22 protein-coding genes and 1 tRNA gene are annotated in these 21,160 nt (G+C 57.7%); 8 read left to right on the top strand and 15 right to left on the bottom strand.

Going from position 1 to position 21,160, the window contains the following annotated elements:
- Positions 1 to 3 precede the first annotated feature (3 nt).
- Complete coding sequence (locus PhaeoP97_RS16245; protein ID WP_072505956.1) at positions 4 to 795, top strand: cytochrome c1; 792 nt, start codon at positions 4 to 6, stop codon at positions 793 to 795.
- 166 nt (positions 796 to 961) lie between these two features.
- On the opposite strand, the gene PhaeoP97_RS16240 is transcribed toward PhaeoP97_RS16245, so the two are convergent.
- Genes PhaeoP97_RS16240 through dapF form a run of 3 tightly spaced genes read right to left on the bottom strand, consistent with a single transcriptional unit; the run spans position 962 to position 3,624 of the window.
- Positions 962 to 1,483 carry a chloramphenicol phosphotransferase CPT family protein gene (locus PhaeoP97_RS16240; RefSeq protein WP_072505955.1) on the bottom strand — a complete coding sequence of 174 codons (522 nt, stop codon included), beginning with the start codon at positions 1,481 to 1,483 and terminating at the stop codon, positions 962 to 964.
- 37 nt (positions 1,484 to 1,520) lie between these two features.
- On the bottom strand, positions 1,521 to 2,783 hold the full coding sequence (mtaB, locus tag PhaeoP97_RS16235; protein WP_072505954.1) for a tRNA (N(6)-L-threonylcarbamoyladenosine(37)-C(2))-methylthiotransferase MtaB: 1,263 nt from the start codon (positions 2,781 to 2,783) through the stop codon (positions 1,521 to 1,523).
- Between the two features lies 1 nt (position 2,784).
- The gene (dapF, locus tag PhaeoP97_RS16230) at positions 2,785 to 3,624 is read right to left on the bottom strand and encodes a diaminopimelate epimerase (RefSeq protein ID WP_072505953.1); all 840 of its coding nucleotides are present in this window, start codon (positions 3,622 to 3,624) and stop codon (positions 2,785 to 2,787) included.
- Between the two features lie 211 nt (positions 3,625 to 3,835).
- On the opposite strand from dapF, the gene PhaeoP97_RS16225 reads away from it, so the two are divergent.
- Positions 3,836 to 3,911 (top strand) — tRNA-Lys (locus PhaeoP97_RS16225).
- Between the two features lie 370 nt (positions 3,912 to 4,281).
- On the opposite strand, the gene PhaeoP97_RS20455 is transcribed toward PhaeoP97_RS16225, so the two are convergent.
- From PhaeoP97_RS20455 to PhaeoP97_RS16170, 12 genes are all read right to left on the bottom strand, one after another.
- Positions 4,282 to 4,431 carry a hypothetical protein gene (locus tag PhaeoP97_RS20455; RefSeq protein WP_192849667.1) on the bottom strand — a complete coding sequence of 50 codons (150 nt, stop codon included), beginning with the start codon at positions 4,429 to 4,431 and terminating at the stop codon, positions 4,282 to 4,284.
- A gap of 491 nt (positions 4,432 to 4,922) precedes the next feature.
- Entirely contained in the window at positions 4,923 to 5,966 is a 1,044-nt protein-coding gene (locus PhaeoP97_RS16215) for a succinylglutamate desuccinylase/aspartoacylase family protein (RefSeq protein ID WP_072505951.1), read from the bottom strand.
- Positions 5,966 to 6,871 carry a 30S ribosomal protein S6--L-glutamate ligase gene (gene rimK, locus PhaeoP97_RS16210; protein WP_072505950.1) on the bottom strand — a complete coding sequence of 302 codons (906 nt, stop codon included), beginning with the start codon at positions 6,869 to 6,871 and terminating at the stop codon, positions 5,966 to 5,968. Before rimK ends, PhaeoP97_RS16215 begins: the two co-directional genes overlap by 1 nt.
- Positions 6,872 to 6,881: 10 nt before the next feature.
- Positions 6,882 to 7,322, bottom strand: coding sequence for an ATP-dependent zinc protease family protein (locus tag PhaeoP97_RS16205; protein WP_072505949.1), 441 nt, complete (start codon positions 7,320 to 7,322; stop codon positions 6,882 to 6,884).
- Between the two features lie 126 nt (positions 7,323 to 7,448).
- Complete coding sequence (ureG, locus tag PhaeoP97_RS16200) at positions 7,449 to 8,063, bottom strand: urease accessory protein UreG (RefSeq protein ID WP_072505948.1); 615 nt, start codon at positions 8,061 to 8,063, stop codon at positions 7,449 to 7,451.
- The gene (locus PhaeoP97_RS16195) at positions 8,060 to 8,710 is read right to left on the bottom strand and encodes an urease accessory protein UreF (protein WP_072505947.1); all 651 of its coding nucleotides are present in this window, start codon (positions 8,708 to 8,710) and stop codon (positions 8,060 to 8,062) included. The genes ureG and PhaeoP97_RS16195 overlap by 4 nt, the downstream gene beginning before the upstream one ends.
- Entirely contained in the window at positions 8,700 to 9,173 is a 474-nt protein-coding gene (locus PhaeoP97_RS16190) for an urease accessory protein UreE (RefSeq protein WP_072505946.1), read from the bottom strand. The genes PhaeoP97_RS16195 and PhaeoP97_RS16190 overlap by 11 nt, the downstream gene beginning before the upstream one ends.
- Before the next feature lie 12 nt (positions 9,174 to 9,185).
- The gene (ureC, locus tag PhaeoP97_RS16185) at positions 9,186 to 10,925 is read right to left on the bottom strand and encodes an urease subunit alpha (protein WP_072505945.1); all 1,740 of its coding nucleotides are present in this window, start codon (positions 10,923 to 10,925) and stop codon (positions 9,186 to 9,188) included.
- A complete protein-coding gene (locus PhaeoP97_RS16180; RefSeq protein WP_072505944.1) occupies positions 10,925 to 11,230 on the bottom strand; it encodes an urease subunit beta in 306 nt (101 codons plus the stop codon). The genes ureC and PhaeoP97_RS16180 overlap by 1 nt, the downstream gene beginning before the upstream one ends.
- Complete coding sequence (locus PhaeoP97_RS20450) at positions 11,227 to 11,394, bottom strand: hypothetical protein (RefSeq protein WP_192849666.1); 168 nt, start codon at positions 11,392 to 11,394, stop codon at positions 11,227 to 11,229. Before PhaeoP97_RS20450 ends, PhaeoP97_RS16180 begins: the two co-directional genes overlap by 4 nt.
- 23 nt (positions 11,395 to 11,417) lie before the next feature.
- Positions 11,418 to 11,720: an urease subunit gamma gene (locus tag PhaeoP97_RS16175; RefSeq protein ID WP_072505943.1), complete on the bottom strand. Its 303-nt coding sequence runs from the start codon at positions 11,718 to 11,720 to the stop codon at positions 11,418 to 11,420.
- 1 nt (position 11,721) lies between these two features.
- Positions 11,722 to 12,570, bottom strand: a complete 849-nt coding sequence (locus PhaeoP97_RS16170) for an urease accessory protein UreD (protein ID WP_072505942.1) — start codon at positions 12,568 to 12,570, stop codon at positions 11,722 to 11,724.
- A gap of 355 nt (positions 12,571 to 12,925) precedes the next feature.
- Here PhaeoP97_RS16170 and urtA point away from each other — a divergent pair, with 355 nt between their 5' ends.
- The 6 genes from urtA (at position 12,926) to PhaeoP97_RS16140 (ending at position 21,081) form a co-directional block, all read left to right on the top strand.
- Positions 12,926 to 14,206, top strand: coding sequence for an urea ABC transporter substrate-binding protein (gene urtA / locus PhaeoP97_RS16165; protein WP_072505941.1), 1,281 nt, complete (start codon positions 12,926 to 12,928; stop codon positions 14,204 to 14,206).
- A gap of 70 nt (positions 14,207 to 14,276) precedes the next feature.
- Positions 14,277 to 16,232, top strand: a complete 1,956-nt coding sequence (urtB, locus tag PhaeoP97_RS16160; RefSeq protein ID WP_072505940.1) for an urea ABC transporter permease subunit UrtB — start codon at positions 14,277 to 14,279, stop codon at positions 16,230 to 16,232.
- Positions 16,233 to 16,235: 3 nt separating this feature from the next.
- Positions 16,236 to 17,438, top strand: a complete 1,203-nt coding sequence (locus PhaeoP97_RS16155) for an ABC transporter permease subunit (protein ID WP_072505939.1) — start codon at positions 16,236 to 16,238, stop codon at positions 17,436 to 17,438.
- Complete coding sequence (gene urtD / locus PhaeoP97_RS16150) at positions 17,435 to 18,175, top strand: urea ABC transporter ATP-binding protein UrtD (RefSeq protein WP_072505938.1); 741 nt, start codon at positions 17,435 to 17,437, stop codon at positions 18,173 to 18,175. Before PhaeoP97_RS16155 ends, urtD begins: the two co-directional genes overlap by 4 nt.
- Before the next feature lie 3 nt (positions 18,176 to 18,178).
- A complete protein-coding gene (gene urtE, locus PhaeoP97_RS16145; RefSeq protein WP_072505937.1) occupies positions 18,179 to 18,874 on the top strand; it encodes an urea ABC transporter ATP-binding subunit UrtE in 696 nt (231 codons plus the stop codon).
- A 392-nt stretch (positions 18,875 to 19,266) separates the two neighbouring features.
- A complete protein-coding gene (locus tag PhaeoP97_RS16140) occupies positions 19,267 to 21,081 on the top strand; it encodes a BCCT family transporter (RefSeq protein ID WP_072506534.1) in 1,815 nt (604 codons plus the stop codon).
- Positions 21,082 to 21,160: the final 79 nt, after the last annotated feature.

The following is a 21,160-nucleotide window of genomic DNA, read 5'->3' as shown; positions in this document are numbered from 1 at the left end:
ACCATGTTGAAAAAACTAGCCATTGGTGCCGCCTTCGCACTGTCTCTGGCACCTGCCGCATCCTTTGCGGCAGGAGGCTCGGGCCATGTTGAAGACTACGACTTTTCGTTTGAAGGCCCGTTCGGCACCTACGACACCAACCAGCTGCAGCGCGGCTTGCAGATCTACACCGAGGTCTGTGCGGCTTGCCACGGTCTGAAACAGGTGCCACTGCGCACACTGGCAGATGCAGGCGGCCCGAACCTGCCTGCGGATCAGGTGCGCGCCTATGCGGCCGAGAACTTCTCGGTCTACGATCCTGTGGAAGACGAAGATCGCCCGGCAAAACCGACCGATCACTTTCCGGCAAACACCAACGCTGGTGCGCCTGACCTGAGCCTGATGGCCAAGGCGCGTGCTGGTTTCCACGGTCCTTATGGGTCCGGAATGAACCAGCTGTTCAAGGGCATTGGTGGTGCGGAATACATCGCCTCGCTGCTGGCGGGCTATACCGGTGAAACCAAGGACGAAGCGGGCACCACGTTCTACGAGAACACCGCCTTCCCTGGCGGCTGGATTTCGATGGCGCCGCCGCTGTCGGATGAGCAGGTTGAGTTCGTCGACGGTCACGCCAATGATGTGGAAGCCATGTCTCAGGACGTTGCGGCCTTTCTGATGTGGTCGGCAGAACCGAAGATGATGGCCCGTAAGCAGGCCGGTTTTGTCGGCGTGTTGTTCCTGACACTGCTGTCGGTGCTGCTGTATCTGACCAACAAGCGTCTTTGGGCACCGCACAAAGGCAAGAAATCCAGTTAAGCGCTGGACTTCGAAGACATCTAAAACCCTCGCAGGTCAGCCCTGCGGGGGTTTTTCTTTTTGGCGAAGCCGTCTGCACTTGGCCTGAAGGGCGCTGCCCCTCTGCGCCTACGGCGCATTCACCCCGGAGTATTTGGGGAAAGATGACGGGTGGATCGCTGCTGCGTCAGGCGAAGAAACGTGAGCGGGGCAAGGGATTGCAGAGCGTTTGCAGGATTTCTGCTGCGGTTTCGGTGACTGGGCGACTGCCATCCAGGTGCAGATCGTAGTGCAAGCGGTCGTGAATGTGTCTGGTATCTGCAGCCGCGCTACCAATGGGGCGGTCGCCACGCTGCTGTTCGCGGGCGTTGAGCGTCTCTAGTGCGATGTCGAAGCCGATAAAGAGCAGGTTATGACTGTTGAGCAGGTCCTGCAGATCCCGATGCCAGCCGGGGGTGTCGAGGATATGTTCGATAATCAGGTCATTGCCTGCCGCAGCAAAACCAGCGATGGCGCGGTGGAACCCATCAAAAAAGGCAGGTCGTGCGGTTGGCCAATCAGGGTAGCGCGCGGGATCCCAGGCGCCGCTATCGCGCAGGTGGTCAATGGATAGGTGCAGGAATGGGCGTTCAGACTGGCGACGGAGTTCTGACGCCAAAGTGGATTTGCCACTGCTGGAGGGGCCATGGAGGAAAAGAATGAGGGCCATGATAGGGCAGATTTTTTCTTGATAGACCGGAGATACTTCAGACGGTGAGTTGGGTGCCCTCAAAGCCGGTGGGGGTCGCGGTGACGATCTGTCCTTCGATCTGGGCAGCGGCGAAGCTGACTTCGGTAAACTGCTCTGTCCGGCCCATATGGGGGTTTTCCATCAGGATGCTGTGAGTCTTGCCGATCTGATCTGACAGATGGCGGGAAACCTGCGCTGCGCCTGCGGCCCGCAGACGCGCAGCACGGTTCTTGATCACTGTGCCGTTTACTTGCTTCGGGATCTTGGCCGCCGGGGTGCCCTCGCGCTTGGAGTAGGGAAAGACGTGCAGCCAAGTGAGATTGCAGTCTGTGACCAGTTGCAGAGAGTTCTCAAATTGGGCATCGGTTTCCGTCGGAAAGCCTGCGATGATGTCGGCACCAAAGGTCATGTCCGGGCGCAGGCGCCGGGCCTCTTCGCAAAAGGCGATGGCATCGTCACGCAGATGGCGCCGTGCCATCCGCTTGAGGATCAGGTCGTCACCATGTTGCAGCGAGAGATGCAGATGCGGCATCAGACGCGGTTCGGTCGCGATGGCCTGCATCAGATTGTCATCCACCTCTATGGAATCAATGGACGAAATCCGCAGGCGACGCAGGTCAGGCACCAGTTTCAGGATCCGCATCACCAGATCGCCCAGCTTCGGTGTGGCGGGCAGATCAGCGCCCCAGCTGGTGAGATCGACGCCGGTCAGCACCACCTCATTATAGCCCGTGTCGACCAGCCGTTTGATCTGGTCCACGACGACTCCTGCAGGCACCGAGCGCGAGTTGCCGCGGCCGTAGGGGATGATACAGAAGGTGCAGCGGTGATCGCACCCGTTCTGGACCTGAACATAGGCGCGACTGCGGGTGCCAAAACCATCAATAAGGTGGCCGGCGGTCTCGGTCACCGACATAATATCATCGACCTGGACCTTTTCCGTCTCGCCAATGAAATTCGGCCCCTTGGCCATTGCTTGCCAGGTGCCAGCCTGCATTTTCTCGGTATTGCCGATGACCTTGTCGACCTCTGCCATGGCAGAAAAGGTTGCCGGTTCCGTCTGCGCGGCGCAGCCGGTGACGATGATATGCGCCTTTGGGTTTTCGCGGCGCAGGCGACGGATTTCCTGGCGTGCCTTGCGCACCGCCTCGGCGGTCACGGCGCAGGTATTCACCACAACAGCGTTCTCTAGTCCCGCCTGCTGGCTTAACTCTTTCATCGCTTCTGTTTCATAGGCGTTCAGGCGACAGCCGAGGGTGGTGAATTTGGGTGCGCTCATGTCAGAGGCTCTCCAGAAAATCACGGGTAAAGGTCCCGTCGAATACGTGACAAGTGGGTCCGGTCATCCAGACGCCATCGTCGCGCCAGTCAATCCACAGAGTGCCACCATCCAGATCAACCTGCACATGGCGTCCAGTGAGGCCAAGACGAGCCGCTGCAACAGCGGTGGCACAGGAGGAGGAGCCAGAGGCGAGGGTGATGCCGACACCACGCTCCCAGACCCGCATCCGAAGATGATCGGTGCCCACGATATGGGCAACCTGCACGTTGGTACGTTCGGGATACAGGGGATGGTGTTCGTAACGGGCGCCAAATTCACTGAGGGGAATCAGCTCGGCATCCTCAACAAAGAAGGTGCAATGCGGGTTGCCCATACCGGTGGCGGTTGGGGTGCCTTCAATAGGCAACTGCAACGTATCCATTTCTTCGGCTAGGGGGATGTCCTGCCAATCGAGCTGAGGGGGCCCCATATTGACGGCCGTCAGCCCATCGCCTGCATCCTTGGCCAGCAGCTGGCCACGATCGGTGGTCAGACGCAGGGTATCGCGGCCAGTCTGCTGCATCAGATAGCGTGCAACGCAGCGGGTGGCATTGCCACAGGCTGCTGAGGTCGATCCATCGGCATTATAAAAGGTGAGATGGGCATCCTCGGCCCCCGATGTGATAACCGTGAGTTGATCGAACCCCACCCCCATATTGCGATGGGCAATTCCGGTCGCCATGGCTGGCGTGATCTGCCAAGAGTGATGGCGCGCGTCGACAACGACAAAGTCATTGCCAAGGCCATGCATCTTCATAAATGGCAAGCGGGTGTCTGATCTTATGGTCATTTTGGGCATATAGACCTCTGCCAAAGATGAATCCACCCTTGTGGCGATAAAGTTGAAAAAAGGGGTTGACCGTCTTCTTCCTTGGGCCTAGATACGCCGCCTATCGGGACAGCAAGACTGACACGGTCGCGCCGCCTCGAAGCAAATTAAGTGCTTGATCCTTCTGGATTATGTCCTTAAAGAGCGACCATGGAACGACACAATGTTCCGATGAAAAAGTGGGCCGTTAGCTCAGTTGGTAGAGCAACTGACTTTTAATCAGTGGGTCGCAGGTTCGAATCCTGCACGGCTCACCACTTTTCATAAAATTCACTTTCCCTATTAGGGTTTGGTGCCGAGTTTGACGATCCCCCTTAAAGGGGTCGTTATTGTGCACTTGCCCTTGGTCCGCGCGACGAGTTTCTCAATCGCAGAATCAGCCACGCCTTTGCGTCCTGTAGCTTTGGTGTAACGCTGCGCCAGCGCCTGTGTTTTGTGGCCCGTAACAGCACCGACAGTGGTCAAATTTGATGCCGAACGGCTGCTTAAGGGAACGCGATGTCAATCTGCTCTGACCTTGGGCGATTGGGTGTCGTTTCCCCGCCCCAGTTGCCAGTCGCGCGGAACGAAGGTTCAGATGCCCACCATGATATCGGGTAACTAGGTTGCGCCAGTGGGGAACAGAATTTAGCCGACAAAGAAGGCGACCATCAACAGGCCAGCCAGGATAGATGCGGCGATCAGCTTGCCAATCGACAGCTGCACGATCAAGACATAGTCCACCAACCAAAGCGGCAACACATGAAACAGCCGCTTGGCAATGCCCCGACCCTTCACGGATCGCCCCCATGAAAATGAACAGGGGAATCGCCACCAGGCCAAAATTGGACGAGGGGGGAGCCGCGGACCATACAGCTGCGGAAAGATCACGCCATTCAGCAGCTGCTGAACACGCATGGGAAGGCGTTGCGAGAGAAATCGACCGGTCATCCAACCCTCCCAATGGGGATAACCGACTTAAGGCCGTTCATCGCTTTTTGTTGATGGCTGATGCTTACGTCGCGCCGTCGCGCACAAGATAGCCAGAGTCCTAAGCCCAATTCACCTAATATGCGCTGTAGCTGCGCAGAACTGCTTGCGTCCTTGTGTTGCGCAGGGATTCGAGGTGCAATCTCAAGTTGCGCAATATTAATTGGAGCAAATTTTTAATATGCATTTCGGGCGAAAATATTTGAAACCCAAACAGTTGGTGCCATTGAAGGTCCACCGGGAAACACATGCGGCGGCGAGGATCGGGCGAATAAGGCAGGGGCACGGGTCATCGCGCGCTAGATGATCTCGTCTTCGTCAAACATCGGATCATCCGCTAGCTGGGAGGAGTGATTATCCATCGCATCCTCGGCTTTCTGAGCGGAGTGGACACGTGCAAGATGGAACACCGCATCACCCTCATTGACGACCGGAAGTACGGCGCGGCCGACAATGATGCCGTCAAAGGGGGCTGCGATATCCTGCTCGTTCTCACCGAAGGGGTCTGAAACAATGCCCAGAATGTCAGTCTCGCGCACCAGCTCGCCATCAGACCTCAGGCTGCGAAAGAGGCCGCCCATCGGGGCGCGCAACCACTTGCTGGAGGGGCAAAATTGCGGGGTGGCTTTGGCGGCGGCGACGCCGCGACCGGAAATCATGTTAAGAGATTTTAGAACGCGCAAAATACCCGCATGACCTGCCCGGACTGACAGTTCATCAAAACGCAGCCCCTCGCCGGCCTCGTAGAGAAGAACGCGAGTATCCATGTCTTGGGCCGCCTGCCGAAGCGAGCCTTCGCGAATGGTCGATTGCATGATGATCGGTGCGCCGAAGGCATCGGCCAACTCCCGCATACCCATATCATCAGGGGAGATTCGGACCTGCGGATAATTGGTGCGATGGATCGCTGCAGAATGCAGGTCGATGCCCACATCGGCGCGCGATACGATTTCTGTGAGAAACAGATTTGCCAGACGCGCGGCAAGCGATCCGCCCTCGCTCCCCGGAAAGGAACGGTTGAGGTCACGTCGATCAGGAAGGTAACGCGACCGATTGATGAATCCAAAGGAATTCACGATTGGCACCACGATCAACGTCCCCCGCAGTCCGCGCAGCGCAGAGGATTTGAGCAGGCGACGAACGATCTCTATCCCGATGACTTCGTCGCCATGAACGCCAGCACTGACAAACATGGTCGGACCGTCGGCCTTGCCGTGGATCACATGGGCCGACATCGTCACCGGCGTGTGATCTGACAAGGCGCTGACGGGCAGATCGACGGTGCGACGGCTTCCGGGCAGGATCACCTCGCCGCCGATCTCAAAAACGGCGCGTTTTGCCATCAGCCTTTGCCCTTGGTCTTGGTGGAGCCTTTTTCTGCGTTCTTTTCCAGGAACTCGATCATCATCCCGGCGATGTCTAGGCCGGTTGCCTTTTCCACGCCTTCAAGTCCGGGGGAGGAGTTCACCTCCATAACGACGGGGCCGTGATTGGCGCGCAGCATGTCGACGCCGCAGGCGTTCAGCCCCATGGATTTGGCTGCCCGCACAGCGGTTGAACGTTCTTCTGGGGACAGCTTGATGATCTGGGCAGAGCCGCCGCGATGTAGGTTGGACCGGAATTCGCCTTCGGCACCAGTCCGCTTCATTGCAGCAACAACCCGACCACCGATCACGATGGCGCGAATGTCGGTCCCACCGGCCTCCTTGATGAATTCCTGAACCAGAATATTGGTTTTGGTCGCGCGGAACGCTTCGATTACTGATTTGGCGGAGCGGTCGGAGTCGGCCAGAACAACGCCCATACCCTGGGTGCCTTCCAGCAGTTTGATCACCAGCGGCGCGCTACCGGCGACTTTCAGCACTTCTTCGGTTTGTTTCGGATCATGTGCAAAGGTCGTCACCGGCAGGCCAATGCCGTCTCGTGCCAATAGCTGCATTGAGCGCAGTTTGTCCCGTGATCGCCCGATCGCCACGCTTTCGTTCAGCGGGTAAACACCCATCATTTCAAACTGGCGCAGAACGGCGGTGCCGTAAAAGGTGACAGACGCACCGATGCGCGGAATGACGGCATTATACCCTTTCAGCTTTTCGCCATTGTAATAGATCTCAGGGCGACGCGACGCGATGTTCATGTAACATCTCAGGGTGTCAATAATGTTGATCTCATGACCCCGCGCCTCTGCGGCCTCAACCAGACGCTTATGCGAGTAGAGGTTCGGATTTCGGGCAAGCATAGCAATTTTCATGAGTAAATCCTCAGTGTTTTCGGCGTTTGGCCGGTGGCATTGTTGTCAGGTTGCGCTTGCCTGGATTGACGAGAATGGAATGCCCGCGCAGTGCTGTCCGTCCGACGATCATACGAAATTTCATTTCGGTGCGCTCAGTCAGGGACAGGTCGATTTTCCACAGGCGGGTCGCAATGCGGAATTTGGTCTGGATAATAATACGTGTCTCAGGAATGCCGCTGGTATTCTTAACATCCCGTCTATCATGAACTGGGCATTCCACATCCGTGTCATGCGCATCATCATCGAACCGCGTGTGAAACCGCACCCAGGGGAGCCCGTCGCGGTCAAAGGTAGCAATATCAGTTGCATGCAGTGCAGAGGTGCGCGCGCCGGTATCAATCTTTGCCTTGAGATTCGAAAGCCCGAGAAGCGGCAAGTCAACTCGCTCCTGCCAGCCGACAATAAGCATATGAAACGTCTCCCATTTTCAGTGTAGCACCACTTATGGCATGTTCCTGAGAGATTTCTAGCGCTGTTGCCGAATGTGTTGTGGTTCCAGACCGTGCCACGGTCGTCTTTGCCCCTGGGGCAGGGGCTACGCTAGGCCGCCAAGCGCGTGGACCAGCGTGCAGATCTTGTCGATACCCTCACGGGATTTGAGGTTGGCAAACACAAAGGGACGGGGGCCGCGCATACGGCTGGCATCACGCTCCATCACAGAAAGATCGGCGCCAACATGCGGTGCGAGATCGGTCTTGTTGATGATCAACAGGTCCGAACGGGTGATGGCAGGACCGCCTTTGCGCGGGATCTCTTCGCCGGCAGCAACATCAATCACATAAAGCGTCAGATCAGCCAGTTCCGGGCTGAAAGTGGCAGAGAGGTTGTCGCCACCGCTTTCGATCAGCACAATCTCCAGATCAGGGTGACGTTTGATCATCTCGGACACGGCCCCAAGGTTGATTGAGGCATCTTCGCGGATGGCTGTGTGGGGGCAGCCGCCGGTCTCGACACCCAGAATGCGGTCCTGCGGCAGGACCTGCATCCGCACGAGCGCCTCGGCGTCTTCCTGTGTGTAGATATCATTGGTGATCACCGCGATGGAGTGGCTGTCGCGAAAGACTTCGCTCAGCGCGGCGGTCAGGGTGGTTTTGCCCGCGCCGACAGGACCACCGATTCCAATGCGCAACGGGCCATTTAGTTGGGTCATGTTCGAAATATCCTCGAGTGTTGGGTTTCGTGTTTCATGGCGGCGATATCGGCAAGAAAACTGGTGGAGGAGAGGCGGCTTAGGTCGCCATCAGCCGTTTGCGCAGCGATGTCGTGGCAGAGGGGGGCGAGTTCATTGACGATAACCTGCGCCGCACTTTGGCCGATTGGGGCAAGCCGCTGTCCCGCGGCCACCAGATTGGATGCAAAGCTATGCAGATAGAATGCTGAGGTTGTCCCAACTGGCATGTCGCAAATCCGGGCTGCGCGCCCGGCGGCCACCGGCAGGGTAAGAGCGTCAATGTCTGTTTGTGGCCAGACGGCGTTGGTGATCTGGCAAAAAGCCGCGCCCTGAAGATCGGTTTCTTGCAGGCGCTCCTGCGCTGGGGCGAAGGCACGGCATTCGGCATCAATTTGTTTGGCCGCATCTGCATCTATGGAGTGATAGGCGGCTGCCAGAAACAGCGCATCTGATCGACCTCCCCCGTGGTCCAGCACCGTGGCGACCCAGTTCCGCAGCTCTGCCGCAGTGTTGACACCACCTGAAGTCACTGCCCACTCCAATCCGTGGGAGTAGCTGAAGGCCCCCACCGGATAGGCGGGAGAGAACCACTGTGCGAGTGTGAGTAGCTGCGCGTCAGTGGGCATGGGGGGCGGCAGGGTCGGCATCGCCATGAGAATGACTGTGGGTACGGCCATGGCCGTAGGCACCACCCTCGGGCGTGAAAGGTTCGACAACATCGCGCAGCGTGGCCCGCAATTGGTGCAGCATCTCGCGGATCACATGGTCGCGCTGGATCAACAGGCGGCCCGTTTCGATCTGGCAGGGCATGTGACGGTTGCCGATATGCCAGGCCAGGCGCAAGAGGTGATCACCGGTCACTTCCAGAAGCGCTTCGTCAGCCGGGCGTACGCCGATTTTGCGCCCATCCTCTAGGACAAAGGCGTCACCATCTTCGAGAGACATAGTCGAAGGGAAATCCGCCAGAAAGCGTGCTCCGCAATCGCTGGTGAGCACTTTACGGCGCAGGAAACGATCCTCGTAGCTAAGGGTGATCTGGTCATCGACCTCATGGGCGTGGATTTTGGTTTGGCTAAGGGGGAGGGGCATCAGCTGGCTCCGTCAGAAGAGAAAGTAGCGTTGGGCCATCGGCAGCTCGTCTGCCGGGGCACAGGTCAGCAATTCGCCATCGGCGCGCACCTCGTAGGTTTCTGGGTGCACTTCAATCCGTGGCAGAGAGGTGTTGAGTTTCAGGTCGGTCTTGCCGATCTCGCGGGTGTTTCGAACCGCGCAGGTCTGTTTTGCAAGACCCAGATCGCTGCCAATGCTTGCGGCCTGCGCCGCCTCGGACACAAAACTGACAGAGGAGTTTTCGACTGACCGGCCAAAAGCTGCGAACATCGGACGCGAATAGACTGGCTGCGGCGTCGGGATCGACGCATTGGGATCGCCCATCTGTGCCATCGCGATCGACCCGCCAAGCAGGACCATTTCGGGTTTTATGCCAAAAAATGCAGGGTTCCAAAGAACCAGATCAGCCCGCTTGCCCACTTCGATACTGCCGATTTCATGGGCGATCCCATGGGCGATAGCGGGATTGATCGTGTATTTCGCAATATAGCGACGGACCCGGTGATTGTCGTTTTCCCCGGTTTCCTCTGCCAGCCGCCCACGCTGTTTCTTCATCTTGTCAGCGGTCTGCCAAGTGCGGATCAACACCTCGCCGACGCGGCCCATGGCTTGGCTGTCTGAGGCAATGATCGAAAAGGCGCCCATGTCGTGCAGGATATCCTCGGCTGCGATGGTTTCGCGCCGGATCCGGCTTTCGGCAAAGGCGACGTCTTCGGGGATGGATTTGTCGAGGTGATGACAGACCATCAGCATGTCGAGATGTTCTTCGATCGTGTTGACGGTAAAGGGGCGCGTTGGATTGGTTGAGGACGGCAGGACATGTTCCTCGCCGCAGATCTTGATAATATCCGGCGCGTGGCCACCACCGGCCCCTTCGGTGTGAAAGGCGTGAATGGTGCGGCCTCTCATGGCGGCCAGAGTATGTTCAACAAAACCGGATTCGTTCAGCGTGTCGGTGTGGATCATCACCTGCACGTCCATGGCGTCGGCGACAGTCAGGCAGCAATCAATGGCCGCGGGGGTGGTGCCCCAATCCTCGTGTAGTTTCATGGCGCAGGCCCCGGCGTTTACCTGTTCTTCCAGCGCACGGGGTTGAGAAGCGTTGCCCTTTCCCGCGAAGGCGAGGTTCATCGGGAAGGCATCGGCTGCCTGAAGCATCCGCCCAATATGCCAGGGGCCGGGGGTGCAGGTGGTTGCCAGCGTGCCATGGGCCGGGCCGGTGCCACCGCCCAGCATAGTGGTCAGGCCGGCATGCAGCGCCTCATCAATCTGTTGGGGGCAGATAAAATGAATGTGGCTGTCAAAACCGCCAGCGGTCAGGATGCGGCCCTCACCCGCGATGACCTCGGTTCCCGGCCCGACAATGATCGAGACGCCGGGTTGTGTATCTGGATTACCGGCCTTGCCGGTGGCTGTGATACGCCCATCCCGCAGGCCGATGTCGGCCTTGTAGATGCCGCTGTGATCCACGACCAGTGCGTTGGTGATCACAGTATCTACTGCGCCCTCTGCGCGACTGGCCTGGGATTGTCCCATACCGTCGCGGATCACCTTGCCGCCGCCGAATTTCACCTCTTCGCCATAGGCCATCGCGGTGTCGTCGCGGCCCGCCTCGGCAATCAGGTCGCGCTCAACCTCGATGATCAGGTCGGTGTCTGCCAGCCGGACCCGATCCCCGACCGTGGGGCCGAACATTGCCGCGTAGTCGGTGCGCGTGATTTGCGCTGGCATCACAGGTCCCCCATGACTGCGGCGTTAAAGCCAAATATCCGCCGTGCGCCGGATATCGGGATCAGCTGCACATCGCGACGCTGGCCGGGTTCAAACCGCACAGCCGTACCTGCCGCGATATCAAGCCGCTGTCCGCGCGCGGCATCCCTGTCAAAGGCCAGCGCGGGGTTTGCCTCGGCAAAATGGTAGTGTGACCCGATCTGCACAGGGCGATCGCCAGTGTTGGCCACTATCAATGTGGTGACAGGTCGGCCTGGGTTCAGTTCCAGCGTTCCTGTCGCGGGCAGCAGTTCGCCGGGGATCATTTGCGCCCCCGCATCAGGCTGAAGCATCCGACGGCCACGACCGCCACAACCGTGATGGCCATCCAAGCCTCTGCGCTATGCGGATGTACATGGGCCCCACCATGGGCCAATGCCGGACCAGCGGTGAGGATGAAGGCGGATGCGAGAGCGGTTAGGTGTTTCATGTCTTGGATCTCCGATTGAACGATCAGCGAATAGGGTTGTGGACGGTGACGAGCTTGGTGCCATCGCGAAAGGTCGCTTCGACCTGGATGTCGTGGATCATCTCGGGCACGCCCTTCATACAGTCCTCACGGGTGATTACTTGGGCGCCTGCCTGCATCATATCCGCCACCGAGCGACCGTCACGGGCCCCTTCGACAACGGAGTCGGTGATCAGGGCTATGGCTTCCGGGTGGTTGAGCTTCACACCACGGGACAGGCGTTTCCGCGCGACCTCAGCGGCCATGGCGATCAGCAGTTTGTCTTTTTCGCGAGGGGTCAGGTTCATGTCAGATCATCCATGTTCTGGGAAGCGGGCGTTGGTGCAAAAGCGCAAGAATGGGCATCAACAATCGACGTAAGAGGTAGCTGTCGGGGGCGAGGGCGCGCAGGATCAGAAGGTCGTTGCCAATCAGGCTGGCACCTGCGGTAGGACCCAACTGGCGGCGCACCGGCGCAAGACGGCCTGCTGCGTCTGGGGACATATAGACAACCGTTGCAAGAGCGCCTGCGCCGTTTGCGGTGGTCGACAGTGCCAGATGGGCGGCGATATCCCCCTTGAGTTCCATTGCATCGTGAAACAGCGGCACGCCAGCGCGGCGGATCTCAATGCAATCACGGAGCTGGGCTTGTGTCAGGCGCTCTCCCATCGCGGCGCGGCCAAAGATCACTGTCTCGCACAGCAGAAGCCTGGCACTGTTGTGCACATCGACTTGCAGGCTGCGATCTAGGTTGCAGCCCTGAAACAGGATGGTCTCCTGAGGCAGCCAGTTCAGGCTGGCGTTTTTGTCTGCCGCAAGACGTGTGCGGATCAGGCCTGTCTCACCGGGTTGGCTGCGATAGGCGCGTTCTGCGGCCTGGGTGGTGACTGTCAGCTCTGTTCCCGCTGCAGCCTTGGCCTCCAGTTCGAAGCGGTCTCCTCCGGTGATGCCCCCGGCGGTATTCACCAACACAGTCTGCAGACCCAGATCGGTGCTGCGTGGAAACAGCAGCTTTAGTGATCCCGCCTGACGCAGGTCACCGATCACAGAGCGTTTGTTGCGAAGCTTTGCGGCGATTGATGCTTTGCCCCGTGCCCGAGGTGGGGCGCGGTTTGCAAGGGCAGTGCAGGGCAGGATGTGTGAATAAACATGCGTCATGCCCGCGATTTCATCACAGGGCCGATCCGTCGCCAGTGCAAAGCGGTAAAACCGCCACTGCGCCGCAGGGTCTGTGCAAAATACAGGCTGATCCGGTCAGTGCTGACTAAAAAACAGGCTGTCGCGCACATCTTTAGAGGGGGGGCTGGCCGGATGTTTGCGAAGTTTGCTGCGATGCAGAATGCTCGGCCCATCCACGAGAGCTTATGCTCAGACATCGTGGGTGTGTGACGACCGGAGGAATTTGCGATCTCGCCAGCCGCCACACGGATGCAACACTAAGCTGCCCGGTACAGGTAGGAAATCCGGCGCTCTGGCGCAAGGGATCCACCACGTTCCGGCGAGGAGAGACTAGATGACCACCTGTAAATCCGTCCTGGCTACCACCGCTGCTCTTGCGACCTTTGGATCCGCGGCGATGGCTGCTGATTGCCCAATAAAAGTGGGTGTGCTGCATTCACTGTCCGGCACGATGGCAATTTCTGAAACCACACTCAAAGACACTATGCTGATGCTGATCGAGGATCAGAATAGCCAAGGCGGTGTCTTAGGCTGCGAGTTGGAAGCGGTTGTTGTTGACCCGGCCTCTAACTGGCCGCTGTTCGCGGAAAAGGCACGCGAATTGCTGAGCGTGCATGAGGTCGATGTGATGTTTGGCAACTGGACCTCTGTCAGCCGCAAGTCGGTGCTGCCGGTGGTCGAAGAGTTGAACGGTCTGCTGTTCTACCCGGTGCAATATGAGGGGGAAGAAAGTTCGCGTAATGTGTTCTACACCGGCGCTGCGCCCAATCAGCAGGCGATCCCGGCCACTGACTACTTTCTGGAAGAGTTGGGGGTTGAGAAATTCGCGCTGCTGGGCACAGATTATGTCTATCCGCGCACAACCAACAATATCCTGGCCAGCTATCTCGGACAGAAAGGCATTTCTGAGAGCGATATATTTGTGAACTACACGCCCTTTGGCCATTCTGATTGGTCCAAGATCGTTGCGGATGTCGTCGCGTTGGGCGCGGACGGAAAAAAGGTTGGCGTTATCTCGACCATCAATGGCGATGCCAACATTGGCTTTTACAAAGAGCTGGCGGCGGCGGGCATCAGCGCTGACGATATCCCAGTTGTGGCCTTTTCGGTCGGTGAGGAAGAGTTGTCGGGTTTAGACACGTCCAACCTGGTGGGGCATTTGGCGGCCTGGAACTATTTCCAATCTGCCGAGGATGAGGCCAACAGTGCTTTTGTTGCCAAATGGAAAGATCGCATGGGTGAAGAACGGGTGACCAACGACCCGATGGAGGCTCACTATATTGGGTTCAACATGTGGGTAAATGCTGCGACCGAGGCGGGCAGCACCGCTGTCGATGCAGTACGGGCGGCCATGTACGGGCAGGAGGTTCCGAACCTTACGGGGGGCACTGCGGTGATGTTGCCGAACCATCATCTCGCCAAGCCGGTTCTGATTGGTGAGATTTTGGACACTGGCCAATTCGATATCATCAGCCAGACCAAAGAGGTCCCTGGTGATGCTTGGACCGACTTCCTTCCAGAATCCGCTGTGCTGATGTCGGATTGGAAAGATCTCGGTTGCGGAATGTACAACACCGCCACCAAAAGCTGCGTTCAGACGCTGTCTAACTACTGACAGCCATGCTCCGTGGGAGGGGTCCTGTGCCCCTCCTGATCCTTTTATCTGAACGGAATTGAAAACCATCATGACACGGTTTCTAGCCGCTGGCTTGCTGCTGCTCTGGGGATGCCTGGCGGCAATGGCTGAGACAAACCGCCCCATGCAGCATCTGTTACAAACGCAGGCGGCTCTCATTGAAGAAAGTTCACGTCGGACCATCCAACCTGCGATCACCGCACTTGCCGACAGTGGTTTGGCGCAGGCCCAAGAGGTGTTGCAGGTCTGGCAGGCGAAATCCCTGTTCCGGCGCACCGCAGACGGTGTATTCTTTCGTGCCGAAAAGGCCGGGGCGGGTCGGTATGATCTGTTTGATCTGGACAGTGGAGCTGCGCGTGGTCAGGCAGAAAAGATAGAGCTGATGCAGCTGAAGCCAAATTCCGGTGTGCGGGCGCTGATTGGAACTGCGCTGGTGAAATTCCAGTTGAACGACCCTGACCTTCTGACACGCCAGGCTGCGGTGACGTCGATCCTGCGCGATCCGTCTTCGGCGGCTCTTGCACCGTTGCGTTCGTCCATTGCGACAGAGACAGATCTGGAGCTGCGCGCGTTGAAGCAACGGCAGGAACGTCTGCTGACGATGCTACATGATGACGACACTGATGCGCGGGTTGCAGCCATTCGAGAGATGTCTGGCGATCTTGGGGTTGATCTGCGCGCAACGCTGAACCCGTTGGTGAAGAGCGAATTGCGTGTTTATGACAATGGACCACCCGACAACGTCAATGTCGCGGGCGAGCGCCGCTTAGGTCGAGATATCACACTTGAAGCTGCCTATGCGGCCCTTGTTGCACGTGATCTGGCACCTGCACAGGTTTTGCCGAGAGAAGTGAAATCGGCACTGGAGGCAAATATAGTAGCGGGTCGCGTCGGAGGTGTGCCGCTGGCACGTCTGTCAGACCCACAGGAACGACTGAACGCCTATGATGCACTGGTAAGAAGCAACCTCGCCCGGCCGTTTCTGACGGATGATGAAAGGGCGGCCGCGACCGCCCGATATCGGTATTTCGATATTTATCTGACTCCATCAGAGCCGGTGACCACTGCTGCGATGCAGGCGCTGGCAGAGACCGATACGTATGTTGCGTTCAATCAGACCGCAGATCTGACGCTGGATGCAATCTCGCTGGCGTCGATCTATTTCCTCGCGGCGATTGGTCTGGCCATCACATTCGGAGTCATGGGGGTGATCAATATGGCGCATGGGGAGTTCATCATGATGGGCGCCTATACCGGCTATGTGGTTCAGCTGGTGATCCCCAACCACACGCTGTCGATCTTGGTGGCAATCCCAATGGCCTTTGCGGTGACCTTTGGCGTCGGCGTTGCAATGGAACGGCTGGTGATCCGATGGCTTTACAATCGGCCTCTGGAGACGCTGTTGGCCACCTTTGGTATTTCTATCGCATTGCAGCAGCTGGCAAAAAATATCTTCGGCACCCAGGCACGTCCGCTGACCGCACCTGGATGGCTGGATGGCGCATGGATTGTTAACGACGTGGTGTCGATCAGCTATATCCGCATCGCGATCTTTGGCATGGCGCTGGCTTTCCTGGCGTTATTGTTGTTCATCATGCGACGCACCCGGCTGGGGCTGGAAACCCGCGCGGTGACGCAGAACCGCGGCATGGCGGCCTCAATGGGGATCAACCCGGACCGGGTGAACATGCTGACCTTTGGTCTTGGCTCTGGGATCGCGGGAATTGCTGGCGTTGCCATCGGGCTGTTTGCAAAAGTCACCTCTGAACTGGGCAATGACTACATCGTGCAAAGCTTTATGACCGTAGTTGTTGGCGGGGTTGGCAGCATCTGGGGCACGCTCGCTGGTGCTGTGTTGATCGGCTTTTCCCAGAAGGGGATCGAGTGGTTGACCCCCTCCAACACCCTGGCGGCGCAGACCTATATGATTGTGCTGATCATTATCTTCATTCAATTCAGGCCGCGCGGCATTGTCGCCCTGCGTGGCCGGGCGGCGGGAGACTGACCCATGCAGCATTCATTTTTTGCCCGTAACCCCTCTGTTCTGGTGTTTGTTTCGCTGCTGGCGCTGTTCACCCTAGGTGTGACTTTGCTGTCTGAAGGGATGGGAGCAGATGTGATTTCCACATCTATGATCAAGACATTGGGTAAGACGCTTTGCTTGTGTCTGGTGGCCATCGCGATGGATTTGGTCTGGGGGTACACCGGCATTCTCAGTCTTGGACATTTCGCGTTCTTCGGGCTTGGCGGGTACATGATCGGCATGTGGCTGATGTACGAGCGAACCCGTGATGCGGTTCTGGCCTCGCTGTCCCAAGCGACACTGCCACCGACCCCGACAGAGGTACAGAATGCCATTGCTCATCAGATCTTTGGTGTGGTGGGGGGCGATAGTTTCCCGTTGATCTGGGCCTTTGCAGACAGTCTGACGCTTCAGCTGTTTCTGGTGGTGGCAGTGCCTGGCCTATTGGCGCTGGTCTTTGGTTGGCTTGCGTTTCGCAGCCGGGTGACTGGTGTGTATCTGTCGATCTTGACCCAGGCGATGACACTGGCGCTGGCGCTATACCTGTTTCAGAACGACAGCGGCCTGCGCGGCAACAACGGACTGAGCGGACTTCAGAACCTGCCGGGCATGACCGGCGTTCCGCAGTCGCTGGTGTCAATCTGGTTCCTCTGGGGATCTGCACTGGCATTGGGGCTGGGGTATATGGTTGCAGCCTGGGTGGTTGGGGGTAAGTTCGGCTCGGTTTTGCGCGGGATCCGTGACAATGAGGCACGGGTGCGGTTTCTGGGCTATTCCGTCGAAGGCTACAAACTGGTGGTTTTTACCGGGACCGCCTGCGTCGCAGGGATCGCCGGAGCGCTGTACTACCCTCAGGCTGGAATTATCAATCCAGCAGAGATGGCGCCAATTGCTTCGATTTATCTGGCGGTCTGGGTTGCCATAGGCGGCCGCGGCAGACTGTATGGCGCGGTTATCGGCGCGGCGCTGGTGTCGATCTTGTCGAGTTGGTTCACCGGCGGGCAGGCGCCTGACATAGATCTTGGTTTGTTTACGATCCAGTGGGTGGATTGGTGGCAGGTGGTGCTGGGGCTGGGTTTTGTTCTCGTCACCTTGTTCGCGCCCAACGGCGCTGGCGGGCTATTTGATCTGATCACCAGGCGGCGTGTTGCCCGCGCGAAGCAGAACTCCGGGGAGAAGCGGCCATGAATCCCTTGCTGGAAGTGTCAGGTGTTTCCGTCAGTTTCGACGGATTTAAGGCGATCAACAATCTGTCGTTTCGGATCGGTCGGACAGAGCTGCGCGCCATCATCGGCCCGAATGGTGCCGGCAAGACAACATTCATGGACGTGGTCACAGGCAAGACAACACCGGACACGGGCCGCATTACCTGGGATGGTAAGCGGCGGTCGATTTTTGCCCGCTCAGAGGCGCGCATTGCACGAGAGGGGATCGGTCGGAAATTCCAGAAGCCAACCGTATTCGAAGAGCAAAGCGTTCAAGACAATCTGATCATGGCAGTAAAAGCGGATCATCGTCCCCTTGCTGTGCTGCTATACCGGCCGACGCCTGAACATATGGCGCGTGTCGCGCAACTGGCGGATGAGATTGGCCTTACCGATGCGCTGCATCGAATGGCAGGAGAGTTAAGCCACGGACAAAAGCAGTGGCTCGAGATCGGTATGTTGCTTGCGCAGGAACCCCGGCTGTTGCTGGTGGATGAGCCCGCAGCGGGAATGACCCCCGAAGAACGGGAGCAGACCACTGCCATTCTGGTCGCCGCCGCCCAGACGCGCGCGGTGGTGGTGGTGGAGCACGACATGGAATTCGTTCGTCGGCTGAACTGCAAGGTCACTGTCCTGCACGAAGGCTCGGTTCTCGCCGAAGGCTCGCTGGATCATGTGACCGCCGACCAAACTGTTATCGATGTCTATCTGGGACGCTGAACCATGCTGAGTATCAATGATCTGACCCTGCACTATGGGCATTCCCAAATCCTGAACGGGATCACGATGGAGGCCGCCAAAGGGGAGGTAACCTGTGTCATGGGCACCAACGGTGTTGGTAAGACCAGCCTGATGCGGGCGATTTCGGGCCGCCACCCTCGATCAGGGGGGGCTGTGTCACTGGATGGCGAACCATTGGTGGTTTCACTGCCGCATCAGCTGGCCCGCAAAGGGGTTGCCTATGTCCCCCAAGGGCGCGAGATCTTTCCACTGTTGACGGTTCATGAAAACCTTGAAACCGGTTTTGCCTGCCTGCCTATGACAGAGCATGGGGTGCCTGACCGGATCTACAGCCTGTTCCCGGTGCTTCACGATATGCGTTATAGGCGTGGCGGCGATCTGTCCGGCGGTCAGCAACAGCAGCTTGCAATCGCGCGGGCATTGATCACCCGGCCTAAGTTGTTGTTATTGGACGAACCGACCGAGGGCATTCAGCCCAATATCATTCAGCAGATTGGCGCAGTGATCCGCCAGCTGCGTGATGAGGGTGACATGGCAATTGTCTTGGTCGAGCAGTATTTTGATTTTGCCTATGATCTCGCCGATCAATTTCTGGTACTACGGCGCGGGAGTGTCGCGCTCAGAGGCGATCGCGATGAGGTAAGTCGCGGGGATCTGCTGGCGGGCGTATCGGTCTGATCTGTCTCCGCGCTTACCTGTTTTAGGTTAGCCTCGATCTATCTTCGGGAGGGGGCTTTCGTCCTGATATGTGTATCTTGTTGGCCCTTCCCGTGCCAGTAACCGCACACCTCTGGTGTAGGGTTTTTCGTAAGGATCTGGAAATTAAAGCTAAATCGCACTTGATTCACGTGTTTTAATTTTTCTGAAATTCGCTACATATTATTCGAAGTGCTTGCGCCCTGATATTTGAGTAACCTTGGCCAAATGCGCGTCTGCGGCATGCGATTGGGGGGCGATCGAAACCGGATACGAATAACAACACTTGCCACGTAGAACAAACCCGTCACCCAAGCGTCAGGGTGAAACGGGGCATGACAACAATGACGCGTCACAGCCATCAGGGAACGAATATGTCAATCAAGCCACCATTTACCGAGTTGGAGATCGAGACGGCTCCATCCGGATTTTACGAAGGTCACAGCCTTCCTATCGCGTTGATCAGTAAGATCATTATGACAGCACTTGTCCTTTGGGCACTGGTCTGGCCCAGCAAGGCCAGCGGCATGCTATCGTGGGTAAACAGTGAATTGCTGAACGGGTTCAACGCATTTTACATTATCTCTGTTGGCGTCTTTGCGTTTTTCCTGTTTGTGCTGGCCATTCTGCCCGCGACCGGCAGTAAGAAACTCGGTCCAGCCAACGCGGTTCCAGAGTTCTCAAATTTCTCTTGGTTCTCGATGATGTTTGGCGCAGGTCTTGGGGTTGGCTTGATGGTGTTTGCCACCGCCGAACCGCTTGGTCTTTGGGGATCCAACCCGCTGGTTCTGTCCGGTGAAGTGGCTGCGAATTCAGAAGAAGCCGTGAAATCAGCCTATCGCTACACTTTCCTGCATTATGGGTTCCATGCCTGGGCGATCTATGTTTTGACCGGCCTGTCGCTGGCCTACTACGCCTATACCCGTGACATGCCGCTCACGATCCGTTCCGCACTGACACCGCTACTGGGCAAGGCCGCCAACGGCTTTATTGGGCATCTGGTTGATGTTCTGGGTGTTGTGGCCACCATTCTTGGTGTGTCTGTGACCATCGGTTTCGGCGTAAGCCAGTTTGTTGACGGTGTTTATGCAGTATCCGGCATGGAATGGCTGATGAACGGCGATGCCGAAGCCCCTAAGCCAAGCACCGTAGGTCTGCTGTCCGCTTTGATTGTGATCATGGGGCTGTCGATTCTATCGGCGGTGTCCGGTGTTGGTCGCGGGATCAAATACCTCTCGAACCTGAACCTTGTTCTGTCGGTTATTCTGCTGCTGACCTTTGTCTTCTTTGGATCGTTCTTCTTTGCGATGACCAAATTTGGCAGTGGTTTGGTGGACTACATCCTGCATTTCACCCAGCTGTCGTTTGGCGCATATGGCCCGCAATCGGCAGATGCTTTTGCCACCGCTCTGCCCGAGGCGGCCAAAGCGCTGCCTGCTGAGGACGTAAGCGCCATCTACGGGTCGGCAACATCGCCCTGGGGGTCACTTGGTGGCTTTACCGAGGGTCTGCCCGCCTCTGCTGCCGCGCTTGAGGCAGATGCCATCTATGCAGCAGGTGAGCAGGGTCGTCAGTTTGGTTGGCAGGCTGGGTGGACCACGTTCTACTGGGCCTGGTGGATTGCCTTCTCGCCCTTTGTTGGCCTGTTTCTGGCGCGTATTTCCAAAGGCCGCACCGTGCGTGAGTTCATCTTGGGTTGCGTCATCGCGCCGGCAATTGTTTGCTTTTTGTGGATGACCATTCTGGGCGGCACCGCAATTGATCTGGAGCTGAATGGCAGCGCCGCAGGATCAATCATCGGGGCCACCAACACAGCCAAACTGTTTGCAACGCTAGAGCAGATGATTTCTGGCGGCTTTCTGTCGGCAATCACCGTGATGTGTGTGGTGCTGATTATGACCTTCCTTGTGACGTCCGCAGACTCGGGCATTCTGGTAATGAACACCATCATGTCCGGCGGCGAACAGGAAACCGGGATCAAACACCGCATCATCTGGGGCCTGATCCTGACCTCTGTCATCGGGGCGCTGATTATTGCTGGCAATAGCGGCACGGCATCCAATCCGTTTGGTGCCTTGCAGAATGCCATGATCATCGGGGCGCTGCCCTTTACCATCGTCATGGTCTTCATGATGATCTCGCTGGCCAAGGCGCTTTACCGTGACAGCCTGCGGGCCAAGATGGATTGAGCGAGCCGATTGGTTGCACGTTTCAAAGGTCGCGCTCCGGCGCGGCCTTTTTTATTGTGTGACAGCTAACGCATGTATG

It is taken from the genome of Phaeobacter porticola, from assembly GCF_001888185.1.
GTDB classification, from domain to species: domain Bacteria; phylum Pseudomonadota; class Alphaproteobacteria; order Rhodobacterales; family Rhodobacteraceae; genus Phaeobacter; species Phaeobacter porticola.
The sequence above is the reverse complement of the archived record's forward strand: the minus strand, read 5'-3'. Positions and strand labels throughout refer to the sequence as shown.